General features: G+C 71.4%; 17 protein-coding genes. 7 read left to right on the top strand and 10 right to left on the bottom strand.

The window, feature by feature from the left end; genetic code table 11:
• Positions 1-37: 37 nt before the first annotated feature.
• Genes ACOJV7_RS06045 through ACOJV7_RS06035 form a run of 3 tightly spaced genes read right to left on the bottom strand, consistent with a single transcriptional unit; the run spans position 38 to position 3,332 of the window.
• The gene (locus ACOJV7_RS06045) at positions 38-1,471 is read right to left on the bottom strand and encodes an ABC transporter substrate-binding protein (protein ID WP_420189229.1); all 1,434 of its coding nucleotides are present in this window, start codon (positions 1,469-1,471) and stop codon (positions 38-40) included.
• A 29-nt stretch (positions 1,472-1,500) separates the two neighbouring features.
• Positions 1,501-2,370: a carbohydrate ABC transporter permease gene (locus ACOJV7_RS06040; protein WP_420189228.1), complete on the bottom strand. Its 870-nt coding sequence runs from the start codon at positions 2,368-2,370 to the stop codon at positions 1,501-1,503.
• On the bottom strand, positions 2,367-3,332 hold the full coding sequence (locus tag ACOJV7_RS06035; protein ID WP_420189227.1) for a carbohydrate ABC transporter permease: 966 nt from the start codon (positions 3,330-3,332) through the stop codon (positions 2,367-2,369). The genes ACOJV7_RS06040 and ACOJV7_RS06035 overlap by 4 nt, the downstream gene beginning before the upstream one ends.
• A gap of 183 nt (positions 3,333-3,515) precedes the next feature.
• On the opposite strand from ACOJV7_RS06035, the gene ACOJV7_RS06030 reads away from it, so the two are divergent.
• The 4 genes from ACOJV7_RS06030 to ACOJV7_RS06015 all read left to right on the top strand — a co-directional run bounded on the left by ACOJV7_RS06030 (position 3,516) and on the right by ACOJV7_RS06015 (position 7,219).
• Complete coding sequence (locus ACOJV7_RS06030; RefSeq protein WP_420189226.1) at positions 3,516-4,634, top strand: ABC transporter ATP-binding protein; 1,119 nt, start codon at positions 3,516-3,518, stop codon at positions 4,632-4,634.
• 1 nt (position 4,635) lies between these two features.
• The gene (locus ACOJV7_RS06025; protein ID WP_420189225.1) at positions 4,636-5,283 is read left to right on the top strand and encodes an ABC transporter permease; all 648 of its coding nucleotides are present in this window, start codon (positions 4,636-4,638) and stop codon (positions 5,281-5,283) included.
• Positions 5,280-6,161, top strand: a complete 882-nt coding sequence (locus ACOJV7_RS06020; RefSeq protein ID WP_420189224.1) for an ABC transporter permease — start codon at positions 5,280-5,282, stop codon at positions 6,159-6,161. The genes ACOJV7_RS06025 and ACOJV7_RS06020 overlap by 4 nt, the downstream gene beginning before the upstream one ends.
• Before the next feature lie 146 nt (positions 6,162-6,307).
• The gene (locus tag ACOJV7_RS06015) at positions 6,308-7,219 is read left to right on the top strand and encodes an ABC transporter substrate-binding protein (RefSeq protein WP_420189223.1); all 912 of its coding nucleotides are present in this window, start codon (positions 6,308-6,310) and stop codon (positions 7,217-7,219) included.
• A 207-nt stretch (positions 7,220-7,426) separates the two neighbouring features.
• On the opposite strand, the gene ACOJV7_RS06010 is transcribed toward ACOJV7_RS06015, so the two are convergent.
• The 3 genes from ACOJV7_RS06010 to ACOJV7_RS06000 form a co-directional block, all read right to left on the bottom strand.
• A complete protein-coding gene (locus tag ACOJV7_RS06010; RefSeq protein WP_420189222.1) occupies positions 7,427-8,827 on the bottom strand; it encodes an HNH endonuclease signature motif containing protein in 1,401 nt (466 codons plus the stop codon).
• Between the two features lie 212 nt (positions 8,828-9,039).
• Positions 9,040-13,023 carry a heterodisulfide reductase-related iron-sulfur binding cluster gene (locus ACOJV7_RS06005; protein WP_420189221.1) on the bottom strand — a complete coding sequence of 1,328 codons (3,984 nt, stop codon included), beginning with the start codon at positions 13,021-13,023 and terminating at the stop codon, positions 9,040-9,042.
• 217 nt (positions 13,024-13,240) lie between these two features.
• Positions 13,241-14,218 (bottom strand): LLM class F420-dependent oxidoreductase, encoded by a 978-nt coding sequence (locus ACOJV7_RS06000; RefSeq protein WP_420189220.1) that lies wholly within the window; start codon positions 14,216-14,218, stop codon positions 13,241-13,243.
• 319 nt (positions 14,219-14,537) lie between these two features.
• Here ACOJV7_RS06000 and cysK point away from each other — a divergent pair, with 319 nt between their 5' ends.
• Together cysK and cysE are read left to right on the top strand one after the other, a co-directional pair.
• A complete protein-coding gene (gene cysK / locus ACOJV7_RS05995) occupies positions 14,538-15,473 on the top strand; it encodes a cysteine synthase A (RefSeq protein WP_420189219.1) in 936 nt (311 codons plus the stop codon).
• A gap of 4 nt (positions 15,474-15,477) precedes the next feature.
• Entirely contained in the window at positions 15,478-16,110 is a 633-nt protein-coding gene (gene cysE, locus ACOJV7_RS05990) for a serine O-acetyltransferase (protein ID WP_420189218.1), read from the top strand.
• 72 nt (positions 16,111-16,182) lie between these two features.
• Here cysE and ACOJV7_RS05985 read toward each other — a convergent pair whose 3' ends face one another.
• The 4 genes from ACOJV7_RS05985 to ACOJV7_RS05970 all read right to left on the bottom strand — a co-directional run bounded on the left by ACOJV7_RS05985 (position 16,183) and on the right by ACOJV7_RS05970 (position 21,530).
• Positions 16,183-18,564, bottom strand: coding sequence for a CHAT domain-containing protein (locus tag ACOJV7_RS05985; RefSeq protein ID WP_420189217.1), 2,382 nt, complete (start codon positions 18,562-18,564; stop codon positions 16,183-16,185).
• A gap of 199 nt (positions 18,565-18,763) precedes the next feature.
• Positions 18,764-19,267, bottom strand: a complete 504-nt coding sequence (locus ACOJV7_RS05980; protein ID WP_420189216.1) for a carboxypeptidase regulatory-like domain-containing protein — start codon at positions 19,265-19,267, stop codon at positions 18,764-18,766.
• Positions 19,264-19,938 (bottom strand): RNA polymerase sigma factor, encoded by a 675-nt coding sequence (locus tag ACOJV7_RS05975; protein WP_420189215.1) that lies wholly within the window; start codon positions 19,936-19,938, stop codon positions 19,264-19,266. The genes ACOJV7_RS05980 and ACOJV7_RS05975 overlap by 4 nt, the downstream gene beginning before the upstream one ends.
• A complete protein-coding gene (locus ACOJV7_RS05970) occupies positions 19,935-21,530 on the bottom strand; it encodes a S8/S53 family peptidase (protein WP_420189214.1) in 1,596 nt (531 codons plus the stop codon). The genes ACOJV7_RS05975 and ACOJV7_RS05970 overlap by 4 nt, the downstream gene beginning before the upstream one ends.
• 349 nt (positions 21,531-21,879) lie before the next feature.
• On the opposite strand from ACOJV7_RS05970, the gene ACOJV7_RS05965 reads away from it, so the two are divergent.
• Positions 21,880-23,283, top strand: a complete 1,404-nt coding sequence (locus ACOJV7_RS05965) for a glycoside hydrolase family protein (RefSeq protein ID WP_420189213.1) — start codon at positions 21,880-21,882, stop codon at positions 23,281-23,283.
• Positions 23,284-23,295 lie beyond the last annotated feature (12 nt).

The raw sequence follows: 23,295 nt of genomic DNA, 5'->3' as shown, positions 1-23,295 counted from the left end.
CGCGGCCGGGGTGGCCCTCGTGTTCTGCGGCTCGCTCCTACTCGACCGAGCTGTTGTACTGGTCGATCTGGGTCTTGAGCGACTCGGCCGCCTTGGTCATCGCCTGCTGCGGGTCGGTGCCGTTGAGCGCGGCCTCAAGACCGTCCTCGGAGGCCTTGCGCGCCTGCGGCATGACGCCGAGGAGGCAGCCCTGGGTGGCCTTGCTCAGCTTGGTGTTCTCGAGCTGCTTGACCGCGACGTCGAAGAGCGGGTTGGCCTTGCGGTACTCGACGTCGGTCGGCTCCTCGAGCGCACCCTTGCTGATCGGGAAGTAGCCGGTGCCGATGTGCCACTGGGCCTGGCTCTTCTTGTCGGCGAGGAACTTCACGAAGCGCCACGCCGCCTCCTTGTTGGCGTCCTCGTGGTTCTCGCCGTTGATCCACAGTGAGGCGCCACCGATGATCGGACCGCCCTCGGTGCCCGCCTTGATGTGCGGGTAGTTGGCGGCGCCGAGCTCCCAGCCGCCCTCCTTGGCGGCCTTGCTGAAGCCACCGAGCTGACCGGTCGACTCGAGGGTGATGGCGAGCTGGCCGGACTTGAAGGCCGCCTGCGCCGCCTTGGTGTCACGGCCGGTGTTGGCGGCGAGGCCGTCCTTGACCATGGTCTGCCACCACGTGACGACCTCGACCGACTCGGGCGAGTCGAACTGGACCTTGGTCGCCTTGCCGTCACGGCCGTTGCCCTGGTCGCAGTACTCCTTGCCGTCGGTGGCGATGAACTGCTCGAGGAGCCAGCCGTAGATCGCCGCGCCGAAGCCGTAGTCGGCCGGGCCGCCACTCTTCTTCGCGAGCTTCTCGGCGGCGGTGCGGATCGCGGTGAGGTCCTGCGGCGGCTTCTCGGGGTCGAGGCCGGCCTTCTTGAAGAGCGACTTGTTGTAGTAGAGGACCGGCATCGAGGTGTTGAACGGCATCGAGTTGAGCTTGTCGTCGATGCTGTAGTAGCCGGTGATGTTGGGCTGCAGGTCGCTGACGTCGAGCTTGTCGCGGTCGATGAACGCCTGCATCGGGATCGTCTGCTTGGCGTCGATCATGAAGCGGGTGCCGATGTCGTAGATCTGGATGACGTCGGGCGTCGACTTGCTCTGGATCGCCGCCTTGTACTTGGTGATGGCGTCGTCGTACTTGCCCGCGTAGGTCGCCTTGACCTCGATCTTGCCGGTGTTCTGCGCGTTGAAGTCGGAGACGAGCTTGGTGAGGGCCTCGGCGTTGGTGCCGTCCATGGCGTGCCAGAAGGCCACCGTCGTCACGCCGTCGGCCTTGTCGAGGACGTCGGCTGCGGGAGCTCCTCCGCTGCCCCCGTCGCCGTCACCGCCGCCGTCGGACCCGGAGCCGCCGCCGCAGGCGGCGAGGAACAGTGACGCGGACGCCACGGCCGCCGGGACGGCATACCGAAGTCGACTGCGCCTCGTGGGGCTGGAAGTCGTGGGTTTCACGTCGAACTCCTTTGTTCTTTGAGCACTGCTCACTTGACGGCGCCGGCGGTGAGCCCGCGGACGATGAAGCGCTGCCCGAAGATGACGAGCAGAAGGGTGGGGAAGAGCGCGAGCATGACGCCGGCGAGCACCATGCCGGGGGAGTCGGAGTCCGAGCTCTGGAGCTGGCTGATGCCGATCTGGATCGTCTGGTGCTTGGGGTCCTCGGTGGCGAGGAGCGGCCAGAAGTACATGTTCCAGGCCGAGAGCGCCGACCAGATGCCGAGGGCGGCGAGGCTGGGACGAGACAGCGGCAGCAGGATCGAGAAGAGGAAGCGGAAGTGCCCCGCGCCGTCGACCCGCGCCGCATCGCGCAGCTCCATCGGGAACGAGAGGAACGACTGCCGCAGCAGGAACGTCCCGAACCCGGTCGCGAGGAAGGGGAGGGTGAGCCCGGCGATCGTGTCCTTGAGTCCCCACTGCGAGATGAGCAGGTAGTTCGGGATGATGATCGACTCGAACGGGATCATCATCGTCGACAGGAACACCCCGAACCAGAACGCCCGCCAGCGCAGGTTGAGGAAGACGAACGCGTAGGCCGCGAGGGCGCTCGTCACCATCTGGCCGAGGGTGATGCCGAGGGTCTGCAGGACGCTCGTGAGGTACTGGTTGCCCAGCGGGATGATGTCGAGCGCGTTGGAGTAGTTCTCGGGGTGGAGGCCGTTCTTGGGCCACAGTGCCGGCGGGAAGCTGTTGGTGTCGCGCTCGCCCATGAACGACCCGACGAGGCCGTAGTAGACGGGGAAGAGCACGACGAGGAAGAGCACCCCGAGGATGAGGTAGGTGCCGATGTTCGACGGCTTGGAGCTCGATCGGGTGCGGGCAGGGCGCTTGGCGGCCTTCTGCGCGGTGGAGGTCACCGGTAGAACACCTTCCTCTCGAGGACGCCGAACTGCAGCGCGGTGATGATGAGCACGATGACGAGCAGCACCATCGCCTGGGCGGAGGCGTAGCCGTAGTTGCTGTTGTTGTTGGCGAAGGCCTGCTCGTAGATCGAGTAGACGAGGGTCGTCGTGCGGTCCTCGGGGCCACCGACGGTGAGGATCTTGATCTGCCCGAAGCTCTGCAGCGAGTGGATCGTGCCGACGACGACGAGGAAGAACAGCTGCGGCGTGAGCAGCGGCATGACGATGCTGCGCTGGAGCCGCAGGCCGGAGGCGCCGTCGAGCCGGGCCGCCTCGAGGACGTCCTCAGGGAGGGCGCCGAGGCCGGCGGAGAGGACGAGCAGGTTGTAGCCGATCTGCATCCACACCGTCGCGCCCGAGACCGACCAGAGCGCGAGGTCGGGGTTGGTGAGCCACTGGACCTTGTCGACGCCGAAGGTGTTGAGGATGCCGTTGAGGACACCGCTCGCCGGGTTGAAGAGGACGCCGAAGATCACCGACGCCGTCGCCACCGAGAACGCGAACGGCAGCGCGAAGGCGGTGCGGAAGAAGCGGACCCCGCGGATGCGCGACTGCAGCAGGAGCGCGATGAGCAGCGCGATGGCGATGCTCGGGATGACCGTGAGCACCGTGAACGCGAACGTCACCCAGAGCACCTGGAGGAAGTCGGGGTCGCCGAAGAGCCGCGTGTAGTTGACGAACCCGACGAACCCGCTGGGGTTGCCGAGGATGTCCGTTCCCTGCACCGAGAGCAGGATCGACTTCACGAGGGGCCAGAAGATGAAGAGCCCGAAGATCACGAGGGCCGGCAACAGGTAGCCCAGAGCCACCCAGCGCTCCCGCTTGGCCTCGCTGCCCGCGGCGGTGCTCGACGCCTGCTGCGGTGGTTGGTCGGGTTCGTGCTCGGCGAGCACCGGGTCCCCGGTCGTCGTCGTCACGTCACACCTCGTCCCTCGTCGTTGTGGCGGTCGGCGTCATGCTAGGCGGGTTCGCTTGGTTTCCGCCGATCCGGCGTGGCTGCAGGGGGTTTTCTCCCCGCGATTCGCAGCCCTCGGAACAGCGTGTATGCCGTGTACCCCGGTTAGTTTTGGGGGAACCATCCGCTCGGCGAGGGGCACAGCATGATCCGGTTCGACGGCGTGACGAAGAAGTACCCGGACGGGACGGTCGCCGTCGACGACCTCAGCCTCACCGCCCCGAAGGGCAAGATCACCGTCCTCGTCGGCCCGTCCGGCTGTGGCAAGACGACGTCTCTGCGCATGATCAACCGGATGATCGAGCCGACGAGCGGGCTCATCACGCTCGACGGCCAGGACACCGGACGGATGAACGAGGCCCAGCTCCGTCGCGGCATCGGCTACGTCATCCAGCACGCCGGGCTCTTCCCGCACCGCACCGTCGTCGACAACGTCGGCACCGTGCCCCGCCTGCTCGGCTGGGACAAGAAGAAGACGCTCGAACGCTCGCGCGAGCTGCTCTCGCGGGTCGGGTTGGCGCCCGAGCTGGCCGACCGCTATCCCTCACAGCTCTCGGGTGGCCAGCAGCAGCGTGTGGGGGTCGCCCGGGCGCTCGCGGCCGACCCGCCCGTGATGCTCATGGACGAGCCCTTCAGCGCCGTGGACCCCGTGGTGCGCGACCAGCTCCAGGACGTCTTCCTCGACCTCCAGTCCGAGCTCGGCAAGACGATCGTCTTCGTCACCCACGACATCGACGAGGCGATCAAGCTCGGTGACCAGGTGGCGGTGCTTCGTGTGGGAGGCAAGCTCGCGCAGATCTCGGACCCGGCATACCTCCTCGCGCACCCGGTCGACGACTTCGTGGCGGACTTCGTGGGACGGGACCGGGGCTACCGGTCGCTGCAGTTCCAGCCGGCGCCGAAGCTGCCGCTCACGTCGGAGCGCACGCTGCTCCTCGGTGAGTCGACGGCCGGCGTGAGCGGTGACTGGGTGCTCGTCGTCGACGACTCACACCGACCTTTGGGTTGGGTCGAGCCCGCCCGAATCTCGGGCGATGTCACGAGCGAGCACCTCCACCGGGGTGGGACCGTGGCGCGGGCGTCGGGGTCCCTGCGCGGGGCGCTCGACGCCGCGCTGTCGTCACCGTCGCGCCGCGGTGTCGTCGTCGACGACGAGGGCGAGCTCGTCGGCACGGTGCGCGCCCACGAGGTCCTCTCGCTCATCGAGGCGACGGATCGACCCGACGAGGACCGCGCCGACGCCTTCGCGGAGGAGGGCGCCTGAGATGGAGTGGGTCAACGACCACTGGGGCGACATCTTCGCGCTCGCTCGCAGCCACGTCTGGCTCGCCGGGCTGCCGCTCCTGCTCGGACTGCTCATCGCGCTGCCGCTCGGGTGGGCGGCGCGGCGGTGGTCCCGCGTCTATCCGGTGCTCATCTCCGCGTCGGGTCTGCTGTACACGATCCCGTCGCTGGCGCTCTTCGTGCTCATGCCGCTCATCCTCGGGACGCGCGTCCTCGACCGGGCCAACGTCGTCGTGGCGATGACGATCTACACGGTCGCGCTGCTCGTGCGCACGGTCGCCGACGGGCTGGGGTCGGTGCCGGAGGCGACGCTGCAGGCGGCGCGAGCGATGGGCTACCGCGGGTTCCGCCGGTTCTTCGGGGTGGAGCTGCCGCTGGCGGTCCCGGTCATCGCGGCTGGGCTGCGGGTCGCGGCCGTGTCGAACGTCAGCATCGTGTCGGTGGCCTCGCTCATCGGCGTCTCGCAGCTCGGCAACCTCCTCACCGACGGCTACGACCGCTTCATCACCGCGGAGATCGTTGCGGGCATCGTCGCGTGCGTCGTGCTTGCGCTGCTCTTCGACGGGCTCATCCTCCTCGGCCAGCGGCTGCTCACGCCATGGGTCCGGGCGCAGGGAGGCCGGGCGTGATCGCGAGCATCCTCGAGTGGCTGACGTCCTCGGCGACGTGGTCGGGGGAGGGCGGGCTCGGTGCACGCATCGTCGAGCACCTCTGGTATTCGCTCCTGGCCGTCGGCATCGCCGCGGTCATCGCAGTGCCCTTGGGGCTGTGGGTCGGTCACACCGGCCGGGCCCGCTGGATCGTGTCGCTGGCGAACTCGCTGCGCGCCGTGCCGACGCTCGGTCTGCTCTTCGCGGTGGCGCTGTGGCTGGGGCCCAAGATCTCGGGAGACCTCGCCTTCCTCATCCCGAGCGTGGTCGTCCTCGTGATCCTCGTGATCCCGCCGATCCTCTCCGGCGTGTATGCCGGCGTCGAGGCGGTCGACCCCGCCACCCGTGACGCCGCGCGCGGCATGGGGATGCGGGGGATGGAGGTCGTCCGTCAGGTCGAGATCCCGAATGCGATGCCCCTCATCCTCTCGGGCCTGCGCTCGGCCTTCCTCCAGGTCATCGCGACGGCGACGGTCGCGGCATACATCGGTCTGGGTGGGCTGGGTCGCTACCTCGTCGACGGGATCAAGACCGGAGACTACGTCTCGACCGCGGGCGGCGCGGTCGTCGTCTCGGTGCTCGCGCTGCTCGTCGACGGGGTGCTCGCGCTCGTGCAGAGGCTCGTCATCTCTCCCGGGCTCACGGGTGGGCGCACCGGTCGCGCCCGTCGTGGACGGTCCGAGCCGGTGACCGCGTCGACATCGTCGACCACGTCGACGAGCTCGACGAGCTCGACGAGCTCGGCCAGCTCGGCCAGCTCGGCCAGCTCGGCCAGCTTGACCGGCTCGGACACGAGATCACCCGCGCGACCCGGAATGTCGGCGGGCGATGGTGAAGTTGACTCCGATGCGACGTGACCGCTCGCGGCGATGTCGCGTGCTCGACGCTCTCGTGGCCGCTGCACCTGCGCCCCGTCGCAGATGCTCTCTGTCGACCAGCACGTCGCTCCGTCCCCAGCACCGCCGTCAGACCGATCGCAACCGAAGGACATCCCATGAAGCGCATGACTGCCGTACTCGCTCTCACCACCTCCGCGATCCTCGGTCTCTCGGCCTGTGGTGGCGGCGGTGACCCGCTCGCCTCCGAGTCGCCGACGGCCTCCGGCTCGTCGGGCGGCGGTGGTGGCAGCGTCGTCGTCGGCTCCGCCGACTTCCCCGAGTCCGAGCTGCTCGCCGAGATCTATGCGGGTGCGCTCAAGGCCAAGGGCGTCGACGCGACGACGAAGCCGCGCATCGGCTCCCGCGAGATCTACCTCAAGGCGCTCGAGGACGGGTCGATCCAGGCCATCCCCGAGTACACCGGCGCCCTCGGCTTCTTCTACGACAAGAACTTCAAGGAGACCGACCCCGAGAAGGTCTACAGCACCGTCGAGGGCCTCCTGCCCGCCGACTTCGCGATGCTCGAGAAGTCGGCCGCCGAGGACAACGACTCGATCGTCGTCACCAAGGAGACCGCCGACTCCAAGAAGCTCAAGACCATCGCTGACCTCAAGACCTCCGCGAGTGAGATGTCGCTCGGCGCCCCGCCGGAGTTCCAGAAGCGTCCGCAGGGCATCCCCGGTCTCCAGTCGACCTACGGGGTGACGTTCAAGTCGTTCCGCCCGCTCACCGGTCAGGGTCTCGTCCAGGCGCTCAAGAACGGCCAGGTCGACGCGGCGAACATCTTCACCACCGACCCGTCGATCGCGGAGAACGGCTTCGTCTCGCTCGAGGACACCGACAAGCTCTTCGGCTCGCAGAACATCGTCCCGCTCGTCGCCAAGGACCAGGCCGAGCAGATGGCTCCGGCCCTCAATGCGGTCTCCAAGGCGCTGACCACCGAGGTCATCGCCGAGCTGCTCAAGCAGACGGTCATCGACAAGAAGGACGCCAAGGACGTGGCGGCCCAGTTCCTCAAGGACAACAACCTGGGCTAAGGCCTTCTCCTGCTGACGACGATGCCCCGCCCGACCTTGGTCGAGCGGGGCATCGTCTCGTGTCACGGGATGTGACCTGCGGCTCTGGCCGGCGGCTCCGGGCGCGCTGACGATGCCTTTTGGGGCGGCGAGGAGTGGTCCTGAAGACCTTCTGAAGCGGAGCGGCGTCCATCGCCCGGCGCGGTTCGCGTCGGGGGCGGGGCTTGGTCATGGTCGATGCCAGGTGGTGTCGTCGCCGGAGACTCGTTGGCCGGGTCCGGTGTCGAGGCCGGTGAGGGCGGCGTCGTAGGAGCCTCGGGTGAGGTCCCAGGTGACGTGCTGGCGTCCGTGCTCGTTGGTGGTGACGCGGCCGTGGAGACGTCTGCTGTGCACGATGGTGTGGTGGCGTTGGCAGAGCAGGGCTGCGTTGGTCAGGTCGGACGGTCCGCCGTCGGCCCAGTGGGTGAGGTGGTGGGCGTCGGTCCAGGCGGCGGGGGCGTCGCAGCCGGGGTAGGTGCAGTGTCGGTCGCGCAGCCAGAGCCGTTTGACCTGGGCGGGGGTGAACAGGCGTGTGGCGCGGCCGAGGTCGACGACCTCGCCGCACGTGTTCAGGACGGTGGGGATGATCGTGGCGTCGCAGGCCCACCGTCGGACGGTGTCGGGAGTGACGAGGTCGCCGCTGGTGAGCGCCCCGAGCAGTGTCCCGGCGCCGGGGACGCCGAGCCTTGCGTCGGCGTGCGCTGACCCGCGGCCGGTTGCCTTGTGACGGGTCTGGAGGTCTGCGAGGGCGATGCCGACGAACACCTGCGCCTTGGTGGAGGACCAGGTGCGGTCTCCGGCGGTGAGGGCACGACCGACCACGGACACCAGCGCTTCGGCTCGGCGTTGCGCCACCGGTCGTTCGTCGGGTTCGCCGTCGGGTCCGGGCACGGGCGCTGACCCGGGACCGATCGCGGCCTCGAGCATGGCGCGGCCTTCGCGGGTGACGCGCAGGAGGTACTCGTACAGGCCGGGGGCGATCTGTCGTCCGGGTGAGAGGGCGGCGCCGGCGCGGGCCTTGTCCTCGGTGTCGTCGAACGCGTCGTCGAGGCCGTGGGCGGCCAGCAGCCGTTCGCGCAGCTGACGGATGGTGCGGGCGTCGTGCCGCTCGCCCAATGTCATGAGCGCGTCCCAGACGGTGTCGACCGCGTCCGGGTTGAGATGAGGTGCGAGCAGGCGCATCTCCTTGAGGGCGACCTGCGCGGCGCCGACGCTGACACGGCCAGTGACCACGGCCTCGCGCAGGATGTGGTTCGAGGGCTGGCGGCAGGCCTGCGCGATCTCGACCAGGCGGGAGGCGCCGGCGACGGCATACCGGCGGTGGTGCGCGACCACCCACTCGCGCGGCGTCTGCGGCGGTGAGGAGCAGCCGGGTTCGCCGCGGTCGATCGCCTCGACGGTGACGGCGGCCTCGGCGCCCTCGCACGCGGCGGACAGCTCTCCGAGGGCCTCCAGCCCGGCGGCGAGGTCGGCGCCCGACGCCTGCCACAGCACCGACGACAGCGCGGCGGCTGCCTCGCGCGCGGCCTCGAACCGGCGCACGCACTCGGCGTACCCCAGGCTCGCTGCTGGTGTGGTCCCCTCCGTCATGACCCCAACCTAGAAGCGCCCACCGACAGTCGCCGACCGCAGAATACGACTGCAGCGCAGGGTTATTCGCAGGTCTGCATGGTTCCAGCCACGCTCGTCACACACGTCGCGGGCGTTGCGCTTCAGGTGGGAAAGTCACGCTCAAAAATGGATCGACATACATCGAGCCCCCACCGGCAGGTTGCCGATGGGGGCTCGATCGGAGAGCGCCGTCAGTCCCAGGGGTCGGGGGCGTTGAGCAGATCGTCGGCGTTGGCCGGCGGGGCCGAGGCCTCCGGCGTGCGGCTGTCGCTCTCCGAGTCCTCGCCGCTCGCCGGGGCGGCGTCCTCGTTCGCCGCCTTGTCGGCCTCGGACGAGGCTGGCTCGGTCTCGGACGGAGCCGACTCGGTCTCGGACGAGGCTGGCTCGGTCTCGGACGGAGCCGACTCGGTCTCGGACCTCTCGTCGGTGCTCCCCTCGTCCGCCTGCTCGGGCTCCGTGTCCTCGGCAGCCTCGGCCTCGTCGGACGACGTCGCCGCGGTGAGCGGGTCGGCGTCGGCGTTGGAGACCTCGGTGGCGGCGTCACTCGTGACACCGGCCCGCTCGGACAGGTCGCTGGCGTCGTCCCACGGGTCGGGGGATGCCAGCAGCTCGTCACGGTTGGCGACATCCTCGCCTGCGGGTACGGCTGAGTCGGGCGACTCGCGCGACTCGGCGACCGGATGCTCCGATGTTTCGTCGCTCGCCGACGGGGACGTCTCGGTCCAGGGTGCGGCGTCGGACTGCGGAACCTCGGCCACGGGCGCCGAAGTCGCGGGCTCGTCCCAGGGGCCCACATCGTCGGTAGCGGCGGCCGCTGCGGCGGTCGTCTCGTCCTCGGCTGCCGCCGGTTCGGTCTTCCCCGGCTCGGGCTTCGGCTGCTTGTCGGTCGACTCGGCTTCGGCGTCCGCATCGTTCTCGGAGTCGTCGGTCTTGCTTGCAGGGTTGGCCGGCTCGTCCCAACGGTCGACATCGTCGGTGGATGCGGGTGCGGCAGGTGTCTCGGTGCCGGCCTCCGTAGCAGCGTCGGGCACGGCGACGGATGCCGTCGCTGACTGAGCGGCTGGAGTGGCGGGCTCGTCCCACGGGTCGACGTCGTCGCTGGCTGCGGGTGCCGCTGCGGAAGACGCTGCCTCGTCCTTCGACTCCTCGGACTTGGCTGGGGCGGTGCCGGGCTCGTCCCAAGGGTCCACGTCGTCTGTCGAGGCCGCCGCTGCGGTCTCCATCTTCTCGGGGGAGGGTGCGCCCTCGGATGCCGATGCCTTCGCCTCGGTCGCCGGCGTCTCCACCTTGGAGGCCGGTACGGACGGCTCGTCCCACGGGTCGACGTCCTCGGCCGGAGCAGCCACCGCGGGTGCCTCGGTCTTCGTGGTCGTCGCGGTGGTGGCGGCGGGCTCATCCCAGGGGTCTGCCTCGTCTGCTGCGGCAGGTGCCTCGGCCGCGGGCGCCTCGGTTTTGGCGGCGGGTGCGGCGGGCTCGTCCCACGGGTCCGCCTCGGCGGCGGCGGGCACCTCGGCCTTTGGCGCCTCCGGCTGCGCGGTCTTGGCGGGGGCCGCCGGCTCGTCCCACGGGTCCGCCTCGGCGGCGGCGGGCACCTCGGCCTTGGGCGCCTCCGGCTGCGCGGTCTTGGCGGCAGGCGCCGCAGGCTCCTCCCACGGGTCCGCTTCGGCAGCACCGCCGGAAACCTCGGTCGAGGACGTCCCAGCCACAGGAGCCTCGCCCTCAGTGGTCGTGGCGGAGCCAGCAGCACCCCCAGCCACAGCGCCCCCAGTCACAGCGGCACTGGAGGTGGCAGCGGAACCGGACTGACCGGCATACGACTGCGACTCGGAGGCGACGGCAGCGGCAGCCGACTCGTCCACCGACCCCTCAACGGCGCCGTCGTCCGAACCGCGACGTACCGCAGCCAGCAGCATCTGCGCGACGTCGACGACCTCGACGTCCTCGCCGACACCCTCGGACTGCTTCGCGGTCAACCCGTCCGAGATCATGACGCGGCAGAACGGGCAGCCGATGGCGATGCGCTCCGCGCCCGTCGCCAGGGCCTCCTCGGTGCGGTTCATGTTGATGCGACCGCCGAGCTTCTCCTCCATCCACATGCGGGCACCGCCGGCGCCGCAGCAGAACGACTTCTCCTTCGAGCGCTCCATCTCGCGCAGCTCGACGCCCGGCAGCGCACCGATGAGCTCGCGCGGCGGGGCGTAGACGTTGTTGTGACGACCGAGGTAGCAGGGGTCGTGGTACGTGACAGAAGGCGCGGTCGACGCGGCGTTCTTGGCGGACGACATCCCCGGAGCATCGGCCGGGCGGGCCACGGGCACGAGCTTCTTGTCGCGCACGAGGCGGTTGAGCAGCTGCGTGTGGTGGACGACCTCGAAGCGGCCACCGAGGTCGGGGTACTCGTTCTTGATCGTGTTGAAGCAGTGGGCGCAGGTGACGACGATCTTCTTCGCGCCGGCGTCGTTGAGCGTCTCGATGTTCTGCTCGGCGAGCATCGAGAAGAGGATCTCGTTGCCGGCGCGACGGGCGGAGTCGCCCGTGCAGGTCTCGCCGTCACCGAGCACCGCGAACGAGACGCCTGCGGTGTCGAGCAGCTCGGCGACCGCACGCGTCGTCTTCTTGGCGCGGTCCTCGTAGGCGCCGGCGCAGCCGACCCAGAAGAACCAGTCGACCTCGGACGCCGACTCGACGTCCTTGCCGAGGATCTTGACCTCGAACGGCAGGTCCTTGGCCCAGTCGAGGCGGGCGCGCGCACCCATGCCCCACGGGTTGCCCTTGGACTCGAGGTTCTTGAAGAGCCCGCCGAGCTCGGACGGGAACGCCGACTCGATGAGCGTCTGGTAGCGCCGCATGTCGACGATGTGGTCGACGTGCTCGATGTCGACGGGGCACTGTTCGACGCACGCGCCACAGGTCGTGCACGACCACAGGACGTCCTCGTCGATGACCGCGGTCGGCTCACCGTCGGGACCGAACCCGAGGGCGTTGTATGCCGTGAGCGGGCTGTCGAGGTCGTAGCCGGTCTGTCCGATGAGCGGGACCTCCGCGAGGGCCGTCGTGGTCGCGGGGAGCGACGCGCGCGCCTCCTCGGAGGCGGTGAGCCACGGCGACTTCGCGTCGGCGTGGTCGCGCAGCGTCATCATGAGCATCTTGGGCGAGAGCGGCTTGTCCGTGTTCCACGCGGGGCACTGCGACTGGCAGCGGCCGCACTCGGTGCAGGTCGAGAAGTCGAGCAGGCCCTTCCAGGTGAAGTCCTCGACCTTGCCGACACCGAGGACCGGTTCCGCCGCCTCGTCCTCGGACTCCTCGAGCGCCTCCATGGCCTCCATCGAGAACGGCCGGCCGTCGCCCATCGTCATCGGCTTGAGGTTGCCGAGCGCGGTGCGGCCGGAGGCCTCGCGCTTGAACCAGATGTTGGGGAAGGCGAGGAAGCGGTGCCATGCGACACCCATCGTCGGCGTGAGGGAGATGGTGATCATCCACGCGAACGAGATGAGGATCTTGACCGTCGCGACGAGGACGATCCACGTCTCGAGGCCGCCGACGGACAGCCCGGAGAAGAGGCCCGACAGCCACCCGGTGAGCGGGAAGTGCAGCCCGATCGACTCCTCGGGGTGCTGGACCATCGTCAGGGCGGCCTCGAGGACCCGCAGGGTGAGAATGCAGAGGGTGACGCCGAGGATCGTCGCCTCGACGTAGTAGGCCTGCCACCAGGTCGACCCGAAGAAGCGCGACCGCCGCCCGTCGACACCGGCCGCCGAGCGCGGGTGCTTGAGCTGGCGGATGACGATGAGGACGACGATCCCGACGAGCCCGGTCCACGCGAAGACCTCGGTGAGCCACTCGTAGGGCGGGAAGTGCCCGATGACCGGCAGCTGCCACGCGGGCCGGATCAGCTGCCCGAAGGCGTTGACGAGGGTCCCGAAGAGCAACATGAAGGAGAGCGCCGTGAACCAGTGCGCCACTGCGACGACCGGCAGCCGCGACATGCGGGTGTGCCCGAGGAACTCCTTGGCAAGCGTCCACGTGCGCGACATCGGCGCGTCCGTCCGGCGCGGATCCGCCTGTCCCACACGGTAGAGCGCGACGAAGCGCCCGATCTGGCGGAAGAGCAGGGCCCAGCCGACGAGCATCAGCGGGAAGCAGATGGCGGCGGCGACGATCTGGAGCGCGGACATGTCGGCGAGTCTAACGAGGGCTAAGCGCTTGCTCACCGCTCAGTGACGGCCCTCGCACCGCTGTGTCAGGTCTCACCCGAGCTGTCCGTATGCCGTTCGCCCGCCACGGTGCGGCCGTCCGTCCACGCGTGTGCCGGGCGTGGCGGTGGAGGCCGACCGCAACCGCTCGAGCTGGGGGACCACCACCCTGCCGATCCCCACCTCGGGCGGCATGGCCTCAGCGGCGCAGTCGCTCGAGCAGGGGACCGGCCGCCTCGGCGAGGAACTGTTCCTGGGAGTCCCCGCCGATCTGGACGAGCGCGAGGTCGGTGAACCCGGCCTTGTCGAACTCGGCGACCGCCTCGGCGATGGCGTCCAGGTCAGGGCCGCACGGGATCGACTCGGCGACGTCCTCGGGCCGCACGAACTGCGTGGCGCCGGCGAACCCGGCCGTCGTCGGGAGGTCGGCGTTGACCGCCCACCCGCCGGCGAACCACCGGAACTGGTCGTGGGCCCGCTCGACGGCGGCCTTCTCGTCCGGGTCCCAGCAGATGGGGATCTGCCCGATCGCGCGGGCGCCTCCGTCCCCGATGCGCGGCGCACCCTCGGTCGCGTTCCACCCGTCGAGGAGCTGCTTGTCCGGCTCCGTCGTGATCATGTGGTCGGCCAGCGGCGAGAACCGGGCGATCGACTCCTCACCGCTCACCGCGACGCCGATCGGCACCCCGCCGTCGGGCAGGTCCCAGATCCGAGCGGACTCCACCGTGAAGTACTCGCCGTGGTGGTCGACGAGCTCGCCGGTGTGCAGCGCTCGGATGACCTCGATCGCCTCCTCGAGGAGGTCCTGCCGGGTCGCGACGGCGGGCCAGCCCTCACCGACGACGTGCTCGTTGAGGTTCTCGCCGCTGCCCAGCCCGAGCGTGAACCGGCCGTCGGCGAGGAGCTGCACGGTCGCGGCCTTCTGGGCGACGACCGCCGGGTGGTAGCGGATCGTCGGGCACGTCACGTAGGTCATGAGGTCGACGCGCTCGGTCGCGTGCGCCACGGCCCCGAGGACCGACCACGCGTAGGGCGCGTGCCCCTGCGCCGACAGCCACGGGAAGTAGTGGTCGCTCATGACCTCGAAGTCGAAGCCGGCCTCCTCGGCGCCCACCGCCCACCGCACGAGGTCCTTCGGGCCGCTCTGCTCGGTCATGAGGGTGTAGCCGATGCGCATGCCTGCTCCTCTGCTCGGGGCCGCCCGTGGGTCGCCCCGGTCGTTCCGCCCGGTCGGTCGTCCCGGTCGGTCCTCCGCCCGGGCGTCCCTCCCGACGCTAGGTCGGTGGCGCGAGGCGCGCACCCTCCCAAGGGAGGGTGGGTCACGCGGGGTGAGCACCCGGCATACGAGATGTGTCCCGCACTGCGGAACCTTCAGGGATAACGTGGTGTTGGAATGGACATAAGCAGTCCTGGCGTTTCTGAGATACTTGGTACGACAACCCCCACGTCCGCACCCGGCCACCGCGCCGGTCGACCCGAAGCAACGGAGACCCTCAATGCCCATCCTCGATGACGTCACGCAGGCCGTCGGCAACACCCCGCTCGTGCGGATCAACCGCATCATCGAGGCGCCCGAGGGCACGACCGTCGCCGCGAAGCTCGAGTTCTACAACCCGGCCAGCTCGGTCAAGGACCGCATCGGCGTCGCGATCATCGACGCGGCCGAGGCCGCGGGTGCGCTCAAGGAGGGTGGCACGATCGTCGAGGCGACGTCCGGCAACACCGGCATCGCGCTCGCGATGGTCGGCGCGGCCCGCGGCTACAAGGTCGTCCTCGCGATGCCCGAGTCGATGTCGAAGGAGCGCCGCGCGCTCCTGCGCGCCTACGGCGCCGAGCTCGTCCTCACCGACCCGTCGACCGGCATGAAGGGCGCGGTCGCCAAGGCCGACGAGATCGTCGCCGAGCGCGAGGGTGCTGTCCTCGCACGGCAGTTCGCCAACGAGGCCAACCCGGAGATCCACCGGAGGACGACGGCCGAGGAGATCTGGAAGGACACCGACGGCAAGGTCGACATCGTCGTCGCGGGCATCGGCACCGGCGGCACGATCACGGGCGTCGGCCAGGTCCTCAAGGAGCGCAAGCCCGACGTCAAGATCATCGCCGTCGAGCCCGAGGAGTCCGCGATCCTCAACGGCGGCCAGCCGGGTCCGCACAAGATCCAGGGCATCGGCGCGAACTTCGTCCCCGAGATCCTCGACACCGAGATCTACGACGAGGTCATCGACGTCAACGCCGGCACCGCCGTCGAGTGGGCGCGCAAGGCCGCCACCGACGAGGGCCTCCTCGTCGGCATCTCCTCCGGCGCCGCCCTCGCCGCCGCCAACGAGGTCGCGACCCGTCCCGAGAACGCCGGCAAGACGATCGTCGTCGTCATCCCGAGCTTCGGGGAGCGCTACCTCTCGACCGTCCTCTTCGAGGGCCTCGTCGACTGACGCGATGCTCACCCCACCCCCTTCCGGTATGCCGTTCGCCCGCCTGCGGTCCCGCCTCTCGCGGGCCCGGGCGAGCGTCCGGGCGGACGTCGACGCGGCGATCGCGCGCGACCCGGCGGCGGTGTCCCGCACCGACCTCGTGCTCAACTCGCCTGGCCTGCACGCGATCTGGGCCTACCGGGTCGCGCACAAGCTGTGGCAGCGCGAGCACCTCAAGCCAGCGGCCCGCGTCCTCTCCACGGCGACCCGTGCGGTCACCGGCGTCGAGATCCACCCCGGCGCGACGATCGGCCGCAGGTTCTTCATCGACCACGGGATGGGCGTGGTCATCGGCGAGACGGCCGAGGTCGGCGACGACGTCATGCTCTATCACGGCGTCACCCTCGGCGGCCGCTCGCTCGCGAAGGTCAAGCGGCACCCGACCGTCGGCAGCCGCGTGACGATCGGCGCGGGGGCGCGGATCCTCGGGCCGGTCGAGGTCGGCGACGACGTGCAGATCGGCGCCAACTCCGTCGTCGTCAAGGACGTGCCCTCGGGCGCCATCGCGACCGGGGTCCCGGCGCGGATCCGCTACCCGGACCACGCCGGCGAGGACCCCTACGAGGCGCTCTTCCGCGAGCCGGCGCTCTTCATCTGACGCTGTGCCCAACTCGCCAATTCCTCCCGTTCGGCACGCACCACCGTGTGCCGAACGGGAGGAATTGGCGAGTTATGCGCGGGACCAGGTGCTGCCGTAGGCGCAGAACGCCTCTGCGCCCGGCACCTCGACAGCGGTGAGCCGCAGCGCGCTCGCCACGTCGACGCCGTCCACGAGCCGGCCGTGCAGGTCGACCATCGCGGCCGCCGCGACGTCGTCCTGCACCGGGTTGGTCGCCGCGACGACGCACTGCACCCCGAGCCCGAGCAGCGCCGCCGCGAGCCCGAGCGGCTCGTCGCCGGGTCGTCCACGGCTGCGCCCCACGTCGCACGCCGACAGGACGACGAGCTCGGCCGCGAGGGGCGCCCGCAGCTCGTGCGCGAAGACGGGTCCGTCGGCGAGGTCCAGCGACGAGAAGAGCGGGCTCTGGTCGACGTGGTGCCCGTGCGCCGCGAGGTGCACGACGCTCGCCGACGCGAGCGCCGAGCGCACGTCCGCGGTCACCGCTGCCCCCTCGGCGCCGACGACCGCTCGCTCCCTGCCGCCCTCGCGGTGGGCGTGATCGGCGTCGTTCTCGGCGTCGCCACCGCCCGTATGCCGTCCCCACGCCTCCGCGACCGCGCGCACCTCCTCGTGCGCCCGAGGCAGTCCGGGGCCGGACAGGGCGGCGACGATGGGCGTGCGACCGGCGCCCACGGGTCGGCGGACCCACGCGGTGGCCGAGGGAGCCGCGACGACGGGGTGCTCGCGCAGGGACGGGAGCGCCCGCCACGGCAGCGAGGCCAGTCCCACCGTCGGGATGACGACGACCGTGCCGGCGAGGTCGACCCCGCGCAGGAGAAGGGCGTCGACCTCGCGCAGCGACGACACTCGGGCCCGCGCCAGGAAGGCCGCCATCGACGGCCGCGCCACCGCCGCCGCCCGCATGTCCGACGTGAGCCGGGCGGTCGTGGACGCGAGGTCGCGGACTGGGCCGAGGACGCTCTGGCTGGCTGCGCCGGCGCGGTGGACGACGAGCCGGACCACGGTCCCGCGAACCTCGTGGAAGGTGACGAGCGTGGCGTCGCGTTCGGCCACGGCGCGTGCCGTCGTGTCGAAGCCGGCCGCGCGCACGTCCGTCGCGTCACGTTGACCGCGGGCAGCGCGCAGCCGTTCGGTGATCTCGCCCTGGAGCAGGACGACCTCGCGCTGAGCGCTCGACAGGGGAGTGTCGTCCGCGCTCCGCCGCAGCCGGCGCAGTCGAGCGACGAGGGCTGCGGTCTCCTCGTCCTCGGGCGGGCGCAGGGGAGGGGCGCGGTGCGAGGCGGCCCGCCACCGCTCGACGCTCTCGAAGAGCGCGGGCAGCGATCCCGAGTCGGTCGCGGCCTCGACGTCTGCGTCACGGATGCGGGCCGCATGGAAGGCCAGTCCCGCCCTGATCTCCATGCTGTGCACCCCGCCCTGGTCGAGGGCGAGCTGCTCGGCCGCGTCCTCGAGGATCCGCGTCGCCCCGCTGGTGTCACCGTCGGCGGCGGCGAGCCGTGACGCGAGGAGGTGCTCGTGGAGGCGGGCGCCGAGAGGCTGCGGCGAGTCGCTGCGGAGTCGCTCGAGCTCGGTCCTCGCGGTCTCCCGGTCGTGGTGGGCCAGGGCGACCTCGGCGCGGATGCGGGTGGCGAGGCGCTCGGGCGGTGTCACCGGTGTGGTCGTGGCCCACTTCGCCGCGACCCGGGACGCGCGCGTGAGGCTGCGGCCGACACCGAGGTCGACGGCGGCCCCGAAGAGCTCGACCTCCTCGGTGCGGCCGTCGGCGTGCAACGCCCGGAAGGTCCGCACGGCGTGCCCGGCCCGGACCCGGGCCTGCGCCACGTCGCCGCGCAGCAGGGCCGAGCGGGCGAGGTCGAGCTGGACGTCGCCGCGCTCGAGCGGCTGCCGGTCCCGCCGCGCAGCCTCGAGCCCGCGGGCGAGGACGTCCTCCGCTTCGTCGATGAGCCCGGCGTCGAGGAGCACCTTGCCGAGGTCGAGCAGCCCGCGCGCGCTCGTGATGTCGAGCGGCATGTCCGCAGCCTCGCGCATGAGGGCCAGCGCTCCGGGGATGTCACCGGCGAGCCAGGCCACGCAGCCGAGGTTATGCCGCGCCTTGTACTCCTGCGCCACGAAGCCGTGCTCGACGGCGAGGTCGAGGGCTCGGTCGAGGTCGGCCCGACCGCGGTCGAGGTCGCCGAGGGAGACCGACGCCAGCCCGCGGTTGAGCAGGGCGGAGCAGCGCTCGCGAGGCACGAGCTCGTCGAGGTGCGGCTCGACGTGGGCGAGCTCGTCGAGGGACTCGATCCAGTTCGAGCACATGACGTGGATCGCGCCGGCCTGCAGGTGCGCCTGGACCTCGAGGAGGGGGGCGTCATGGCTGCGGGCCAGGTCGCGCACCGAGTCCAGCAGCGCGAGCGCCGCCTCGGGGCCGTCGATGCCGAGCCGCGACACGGCCCGGGTGATGAGGACCCGGGCTCGCAGCCGGGCGAGGTCGCGCGCCTCGCCCGTGGTCGCGGGGGTGACGGCGTCGAGCGCCGCCAGGGCGCGGGACAGCGCGGCATCGGCTCGTCGGTAGTGTCCCGCCGAGTTCTCGGCCTGCCCCCGGTGGTGGAGGTCTCGGATGCTGTCGAGCGTCGTCGTCGGCCGCCCGTCAGATCTCGATCCCGGGCGTGATGACCGGGCGCGCGCCCGGCTCGTCGTGCCGTCGGATGACGAGGTGGACGGTGCCGCGCTCGACGCCCTCGAAGACGAAGCGCCCCTCGTCGTCGGCGGTCGTCGTCGCGGACCGGGCGCGCTCGCGCAGCTCGACCTCGGCGCCCGGTGCGGTGACCCAGCCGCGCACGGTCGTTGTGCCGCGGTGGGTGTCCTCGAGCGTCACCATGATGCTCAGCCCGTCGCTCTCGAAGGTCACCGTCGTCGCCCGGTTGTACTCCGTCGTGCGCACGGTGCCGGCCAGGGCGCCCTCGTTGATGATGTGCGCGACCTCCGCCTCGAGGCTGGCCACCGTCATCGCGAACTTCACGCGCTCGGTGAGACCACCGGGCACCGGGTCGACCGTGGCGAGGTGCGTGCGGACGAGGGCAAGGGCGCGCTCGTCGTCGGCGTCCAGCGGCTCGGCCGCCAGGGTCTCCTCGTCGGGGTGCGGGGTGTTCATGCCGTCACCTCCCAGGCCGGGTCCGATGTCAGGGCGAGCCTCAGCTTGGCGAGGCACCGTCCGCGGGTCGGCCCGATGCTGCCCACGGGCATCCCGAGCGCGGCGCTCACGGCCGTGTAGTCCGGGCGGTCGACGAAGGCGACGAGCCGCAGCAGCTGCTGGCAGCGCTCCGGGAGCCGCTCGATGTGCCGCCAGATGGCGCCCGCGAGCTCGGACTCCTCGGTCGCCACGGCCGGGTCGGGCACGGTGGCCGGCGCGGTCGGGTCGAGTGTCGGCGTCTCCTCCCACGGCTCCCGCGGGATGGTCCGCCGCCCGCGGCGCACGGCGCTCCACGCCTCGCGCTTCGTCGTCATGAGGAGCCACTGGAGGACGGCCTGCGGGTCGGCGATGTCGTGGGTGTGCTCGACGAGCTTGAGCCACGCCGTCTGCACGACGTCCTCGGCGAGCGCCGGGTCGGCGCCCTGCGACCGCGCGGTGTGCCACAGCAGCGGGGTGACGTCGTCGACGAGCCGGTCCATCGCGCTGGAGTCGCCCTCGCGATGCAGGGTGAAGGCGCGCGCCGCGGCGACCGCGAGGCTCGGCGCCGAACCCGTCGAACCCGCCGAACCCAGCGAGCCGCCCGGGCCCGGCTCGTCCTCCAGGCCCGGCTTCTCGTCCCGGCCGGTGCTCACGGCGTCTCCTCGAGCGCCTTGGCCGCGGAGGCGAGCACCTGGGCCACGACCTCGCGGGCGCGTGACCCGAGCTCGTCGGCCCCCTTGGCGCTGTGTCCGGCCAGGCCGGAGGCGATGTCACCGGCGAGGGCCGGTGCGGCGAACGACGTCCCGCTCCACAGCCCGAACCCGCCGCTGTAGTCGTCGGTGTCGACCGCTCCACGGGTGGGCACGGACGGGAGCAGGCCGGGGTTCGCCTGCTTGAGGACCTCGCCGCGACGGGAGGCGTTGAAGGTCACCGGCATCGTGCTCACCACGGACGTCGCGGCGGAGTAGGCCTGCACCCAGCCACCGGTGTTGGAGTAGACCGAGACCGTGCGGCGGTCGGGGTTGAGGGCGCCCACGCTCACCATCGGCGCACCGGTCGTGACCTGCGAGGCATAGGCCGCCGGGAAGAACTCGACGTCGCTGGAGTCGTTGCCCGCGGCCGCGACGACGGTCACCCCGACCGAGGCCAGGCCGCGCAGCACCCGGAAGAGCGCCTCCTCGTCGTCGAACGCCCCAGGCGTCTCGTGCCGGTAGCCGAGCGAGAGCGTGACGACGTGCACCGCCTGCGAGAGGTCGCCGTCCTTGAGGGCGAGGAGCTGGCGGAGGTAGAGACCGGTGAGGGCGCGCACGACGTCGGTCTCGTCGGCGACGCCGTCGCCCCACATCACCGGGACCGACAGGATGCGCGCGTCCGGGCAGTGCTGGCGGATGACCCCCGCGATGAAGGTCCCGTGCCCGGCGAGCCGGTCGAGGCGGCCGTTGACCGGGTCGGTCGTCACGCCGGCGTCCTCGGGGTCGTGGCCGGCGGGGAAGGTCACGCCGAGCGAGCCCCCGGACCCGTCCGGGTGCCGCTCGACGCCGGTGTCGAACCACGGGTGCTTGCCCAGGCCCGTGTCGAGCACCGCGACGACCGGCCCGTCCTCGGTCCGCGCCGGCACCACCGGAGCCGACCAGACGACGGGGATGCGTCCGCCGGAGCCACGCCCGATGCCGTCGCCCCAGCCGATGCCGTCGCCCCAGCCGATCCCGTCACCCCAGCCGATCCCGTCGCCCCAACCGATGCCGTCACCCCAGCCGATCCCGTCGCCCCACCCGGCCGCCGTCATGACGTGCGCGAGGCCGATGCCACGGACTCCACGGGTGCGGGTCGACTGGAGGATCTCCCACGCGTCCGCCGGGGCTGCGTCGCGACGGGCCGGCACGAGCCGGACGGCCGTCTGCCCCACCGCGTCGAGTTGCTGCAGCAGCTCGTTGCGCCGCGCCAGGCCGAGGAGACCGTCGTCCGGAAGCGGCTCCACGGCATACCCGCGTTCCTTCGCGGTCTCGGCGAGGACGCTGAGACGCTCGTCGACGGAGAAGCCCTCGAGTCCGCTCACGAGAAGGACGTCCGCGACGTATGCCGTCGGGTCCGGCGCGCGTCCGTCGACCCGGACCGCGGTGGTCGGGTCGAGGAAGCGAGCGCCCAGGCGACGCACGGCCGTGCCCGGGACGACGGTGGTGGGGATGCGCCGCATGGCCTTGTCGGGGCGCTCGTCGTGGTTCATCTGTGCCTTCCGTGAGCTCATCTGCTGACTCGCGGCGGCTGGTGCCGTCAGTTCAGCGTAGGGATTGGCCGGTCACCTGAGAAGGAGTTCGGCAAAGCCGTCCAGATACGCGATCGGCACACGAATCTGTGCAAAAGCGATCCCGACAAAGTTCGTGCGGTGGTGTATCTGGCGGTCCCGCAGCGGCTCCTCAGGGGTGTCGGGGCCGCGCAGGGGCGGCCCTGACCTCGTCGTCGAGGAAGCGATGCCACCCACGAGCCAGGTCCGCCGCCCGGGAGGGGCGACGGCGGACCTGGATCGTCGGGGCAGTGCGACCCCCGCGCGACCCATCCGGGTGATGGGACGGCGACGAACTGGCCCGAGTGTGGCGATGCGTGTCGCCCTGGACGAGAGCGAGCGGGACGACATGGGTGGCACCAACCTCACGACGCGACCTGCGCAGGTCCTCGACGCTGCCCACCGGTGCGTCGACCTCCTGGTGCGCACCGCAGTCATCGGAGCGGACGATGCGCCGACGTGGAGCCCGGAGCAGGACCCTTCGCGCGGTCGCGGGCTGCGGACGGTCTCCGCGCCGAGGTCCTTCCAGAACGGCGACGCCGGGGTGGTGTGGGCGCTGACCCACCTTGGCGCCGCCCTGAACCGTCCCGATGCCGCGGAGCTCGCGGCCTCGGGGGCGGGTGCGCTGCTGCGTTCCCGGCCGGCCGAGGGGCAGAGGCCGGGCGGGCTGTTCAGCGGTGAGGCGGGCGTGGACCTGCTCGGCCGGGGACGTCGCCCGACCCTGGACCGGCCCGAGGCGAGCGACCTGGCGGACGGGCTCGCGGGCGTCCTGTTGTCGATGGCGCTGGTCCGGCGCGCCGAGGACCATGCCGCTGCCGTCGTCGCCGAGCTGTGGCGGCGTTCGCGTGTCGAGCCACGAGGGCGCAGCTGGCCGGTCGGCGCCGCGGGGCCGGAGCGGTCAGCGAGCGGAGTGAGCAGAGGGCCTCTCGGCATCGCGTGGGCGCTCGCCGAGGCTGCAGCGGTCTGGCCCGCTCTCGCACCGTCGGCACTGGACCTCGCGGCGGAGGCGCTCGACCGGGAGGCCAGCTCTGGGGGCGGCCTCTCGCAGTCGTCGGGCTCCGCGGACGCCGACGCCGACGCCCACGCCGGCGCCGAGCCCGACACCAAGGGCGTCGCCGACAAGGGCGGCCACCACGCGCGGTCCGGCCGGGCACGGCAACCCGGGCCCTGGTGCGACGGGCCCGCCGGAGATGCGGCGGTGCGACTGCGACTTCTCGAGCTCGCCACCGGTGGGCTGGAGGTGCCCTGGTCGGTCGACGTGACGCGACAGGAGGCCGACGCGGCGGTGCGCCGGTGCCGACGTGCGGTGGACGGCGCCACCGGGTCGCTCGTCGACGGCGGACCCCGGGCCGTGGCCGGAGGGTGGACGCTGGGGAGCGGCCTCGGCGCACCTGCAGGAGCCCTGGCACTGGCCGCCGACATCCTCGGTTGCCCGGACCTGCGCGACCAGGCTCTGGAGGCGGCGGGGAAGTACGTCGCCAGGGCGCCCGCCGACCCTGCGTTCTGGCCCAGCGGCCACCCCGGTGCAGCCGGTGACGTGGGACTGGCCCACGGGGTCGCCGGCACGGCCGTCCTGCTCGCCGACCTCGCCCTCCCCGGTTCCGTACCGTCCGTCGTCCTGCTCGGCGCCGGAGGAGTGCGCGGTACGCACCGCCGGTCGTGCGCCGCTTCGGCACGGCCGAAGCAGTCGGTCGTGCGCCACATGCGCGTGGTCTGATCGGCAGGACGC

The organism is Knoellia tibetensis (assembly GCF_048606415.1).
GTDB classification, from domain to species: Bacteria; Actinomycetota; Actinomycetes; order Actinomycetales; family Dermatophilaceae; genus Knoellia; species Knoellia tibetensis.
The sequence above is the reverse complement of the archived record's forward strand: the minus strand, read 5'-3'. Positions and strand labels throughout refer to the sequence as shown.

Coding starts and splice junctions, on each gene's coding strand:
- ACOJV7_RS05970 (WP_420189214.1), bottom strand. CDS start 21,530: ATGAGCTCACGGAAGGCACAGATGAACCACGACGAGCGCCCCGACAAG.
- ACOJV7_RS06000 (WP_420189220.1), bottom strand. CDS start 14,218: ATGCGCATCGGCTACACCCTCATGACCGAGCAGAGCGGCCCGAAGGAC.
- ACOJV7_RS06010 (WP_420189222.1), bottom strand. CDS start 8,827: ATGACGGAGGGGACCACACCAGCAGCGAGCCTGGGGTACGCCGAGTGC.
- ACOJV7_RS06030 (WP_420189226.1), top strand. CDS start 3,516: ATGATCCGGTTCGACGGCGTGACGAAGAAGTACCCGGACGGGACGGTC.
- ACOJV7_RS06015 (WP_420189223.1), top strand. CDS start 6,308: ATGACTGCCGTACTCGCTCTCACCACCTCCGCGATCCTCGGTCTCTCG.
- cysK (WP_420189219.1), top strand. CDS start 14,538: ATGCCCATCCTCGATGACGTCACGCAGGCCGTCGGCAACACCCCGCTC.
- ACOJV7_RS06005 (WP_420189221.1), bottom strand. CDS start 13,023: ATGTCCGCGCTCCAGATCGTCGCCGCCGCCATCTGCTTCCCGCTGATG.
- ACOJV7_RS06025 (WP_420189225.1), top strand. CDS start 4,636: ATGGAGTGGGTCAACGACCACTGGGGCGACATCTTCGCGCTCGCTCGC.
- ACOJV7_RS05965 (WP_420189213.1), top strand. CDS start 21,880: ATGCGTGTCGCCCTGGACGAGAGCGAGCGGGACGACATGGGTGGCACC.
- ACOJV7_RS05980 (WP_420189216.1), bottom strand. CDS start 19,267: ATGAACACCCCGCACCCCGACGAGGAGACCCTGGCGGCCGAGCCGCTG.
- cysE (WP_420189218.1), top strand. CDS start 15,478: ATGCTCACCCCACCCCCTTCCGGTATGCCGTTCGCCCGCCTGCGGTCC.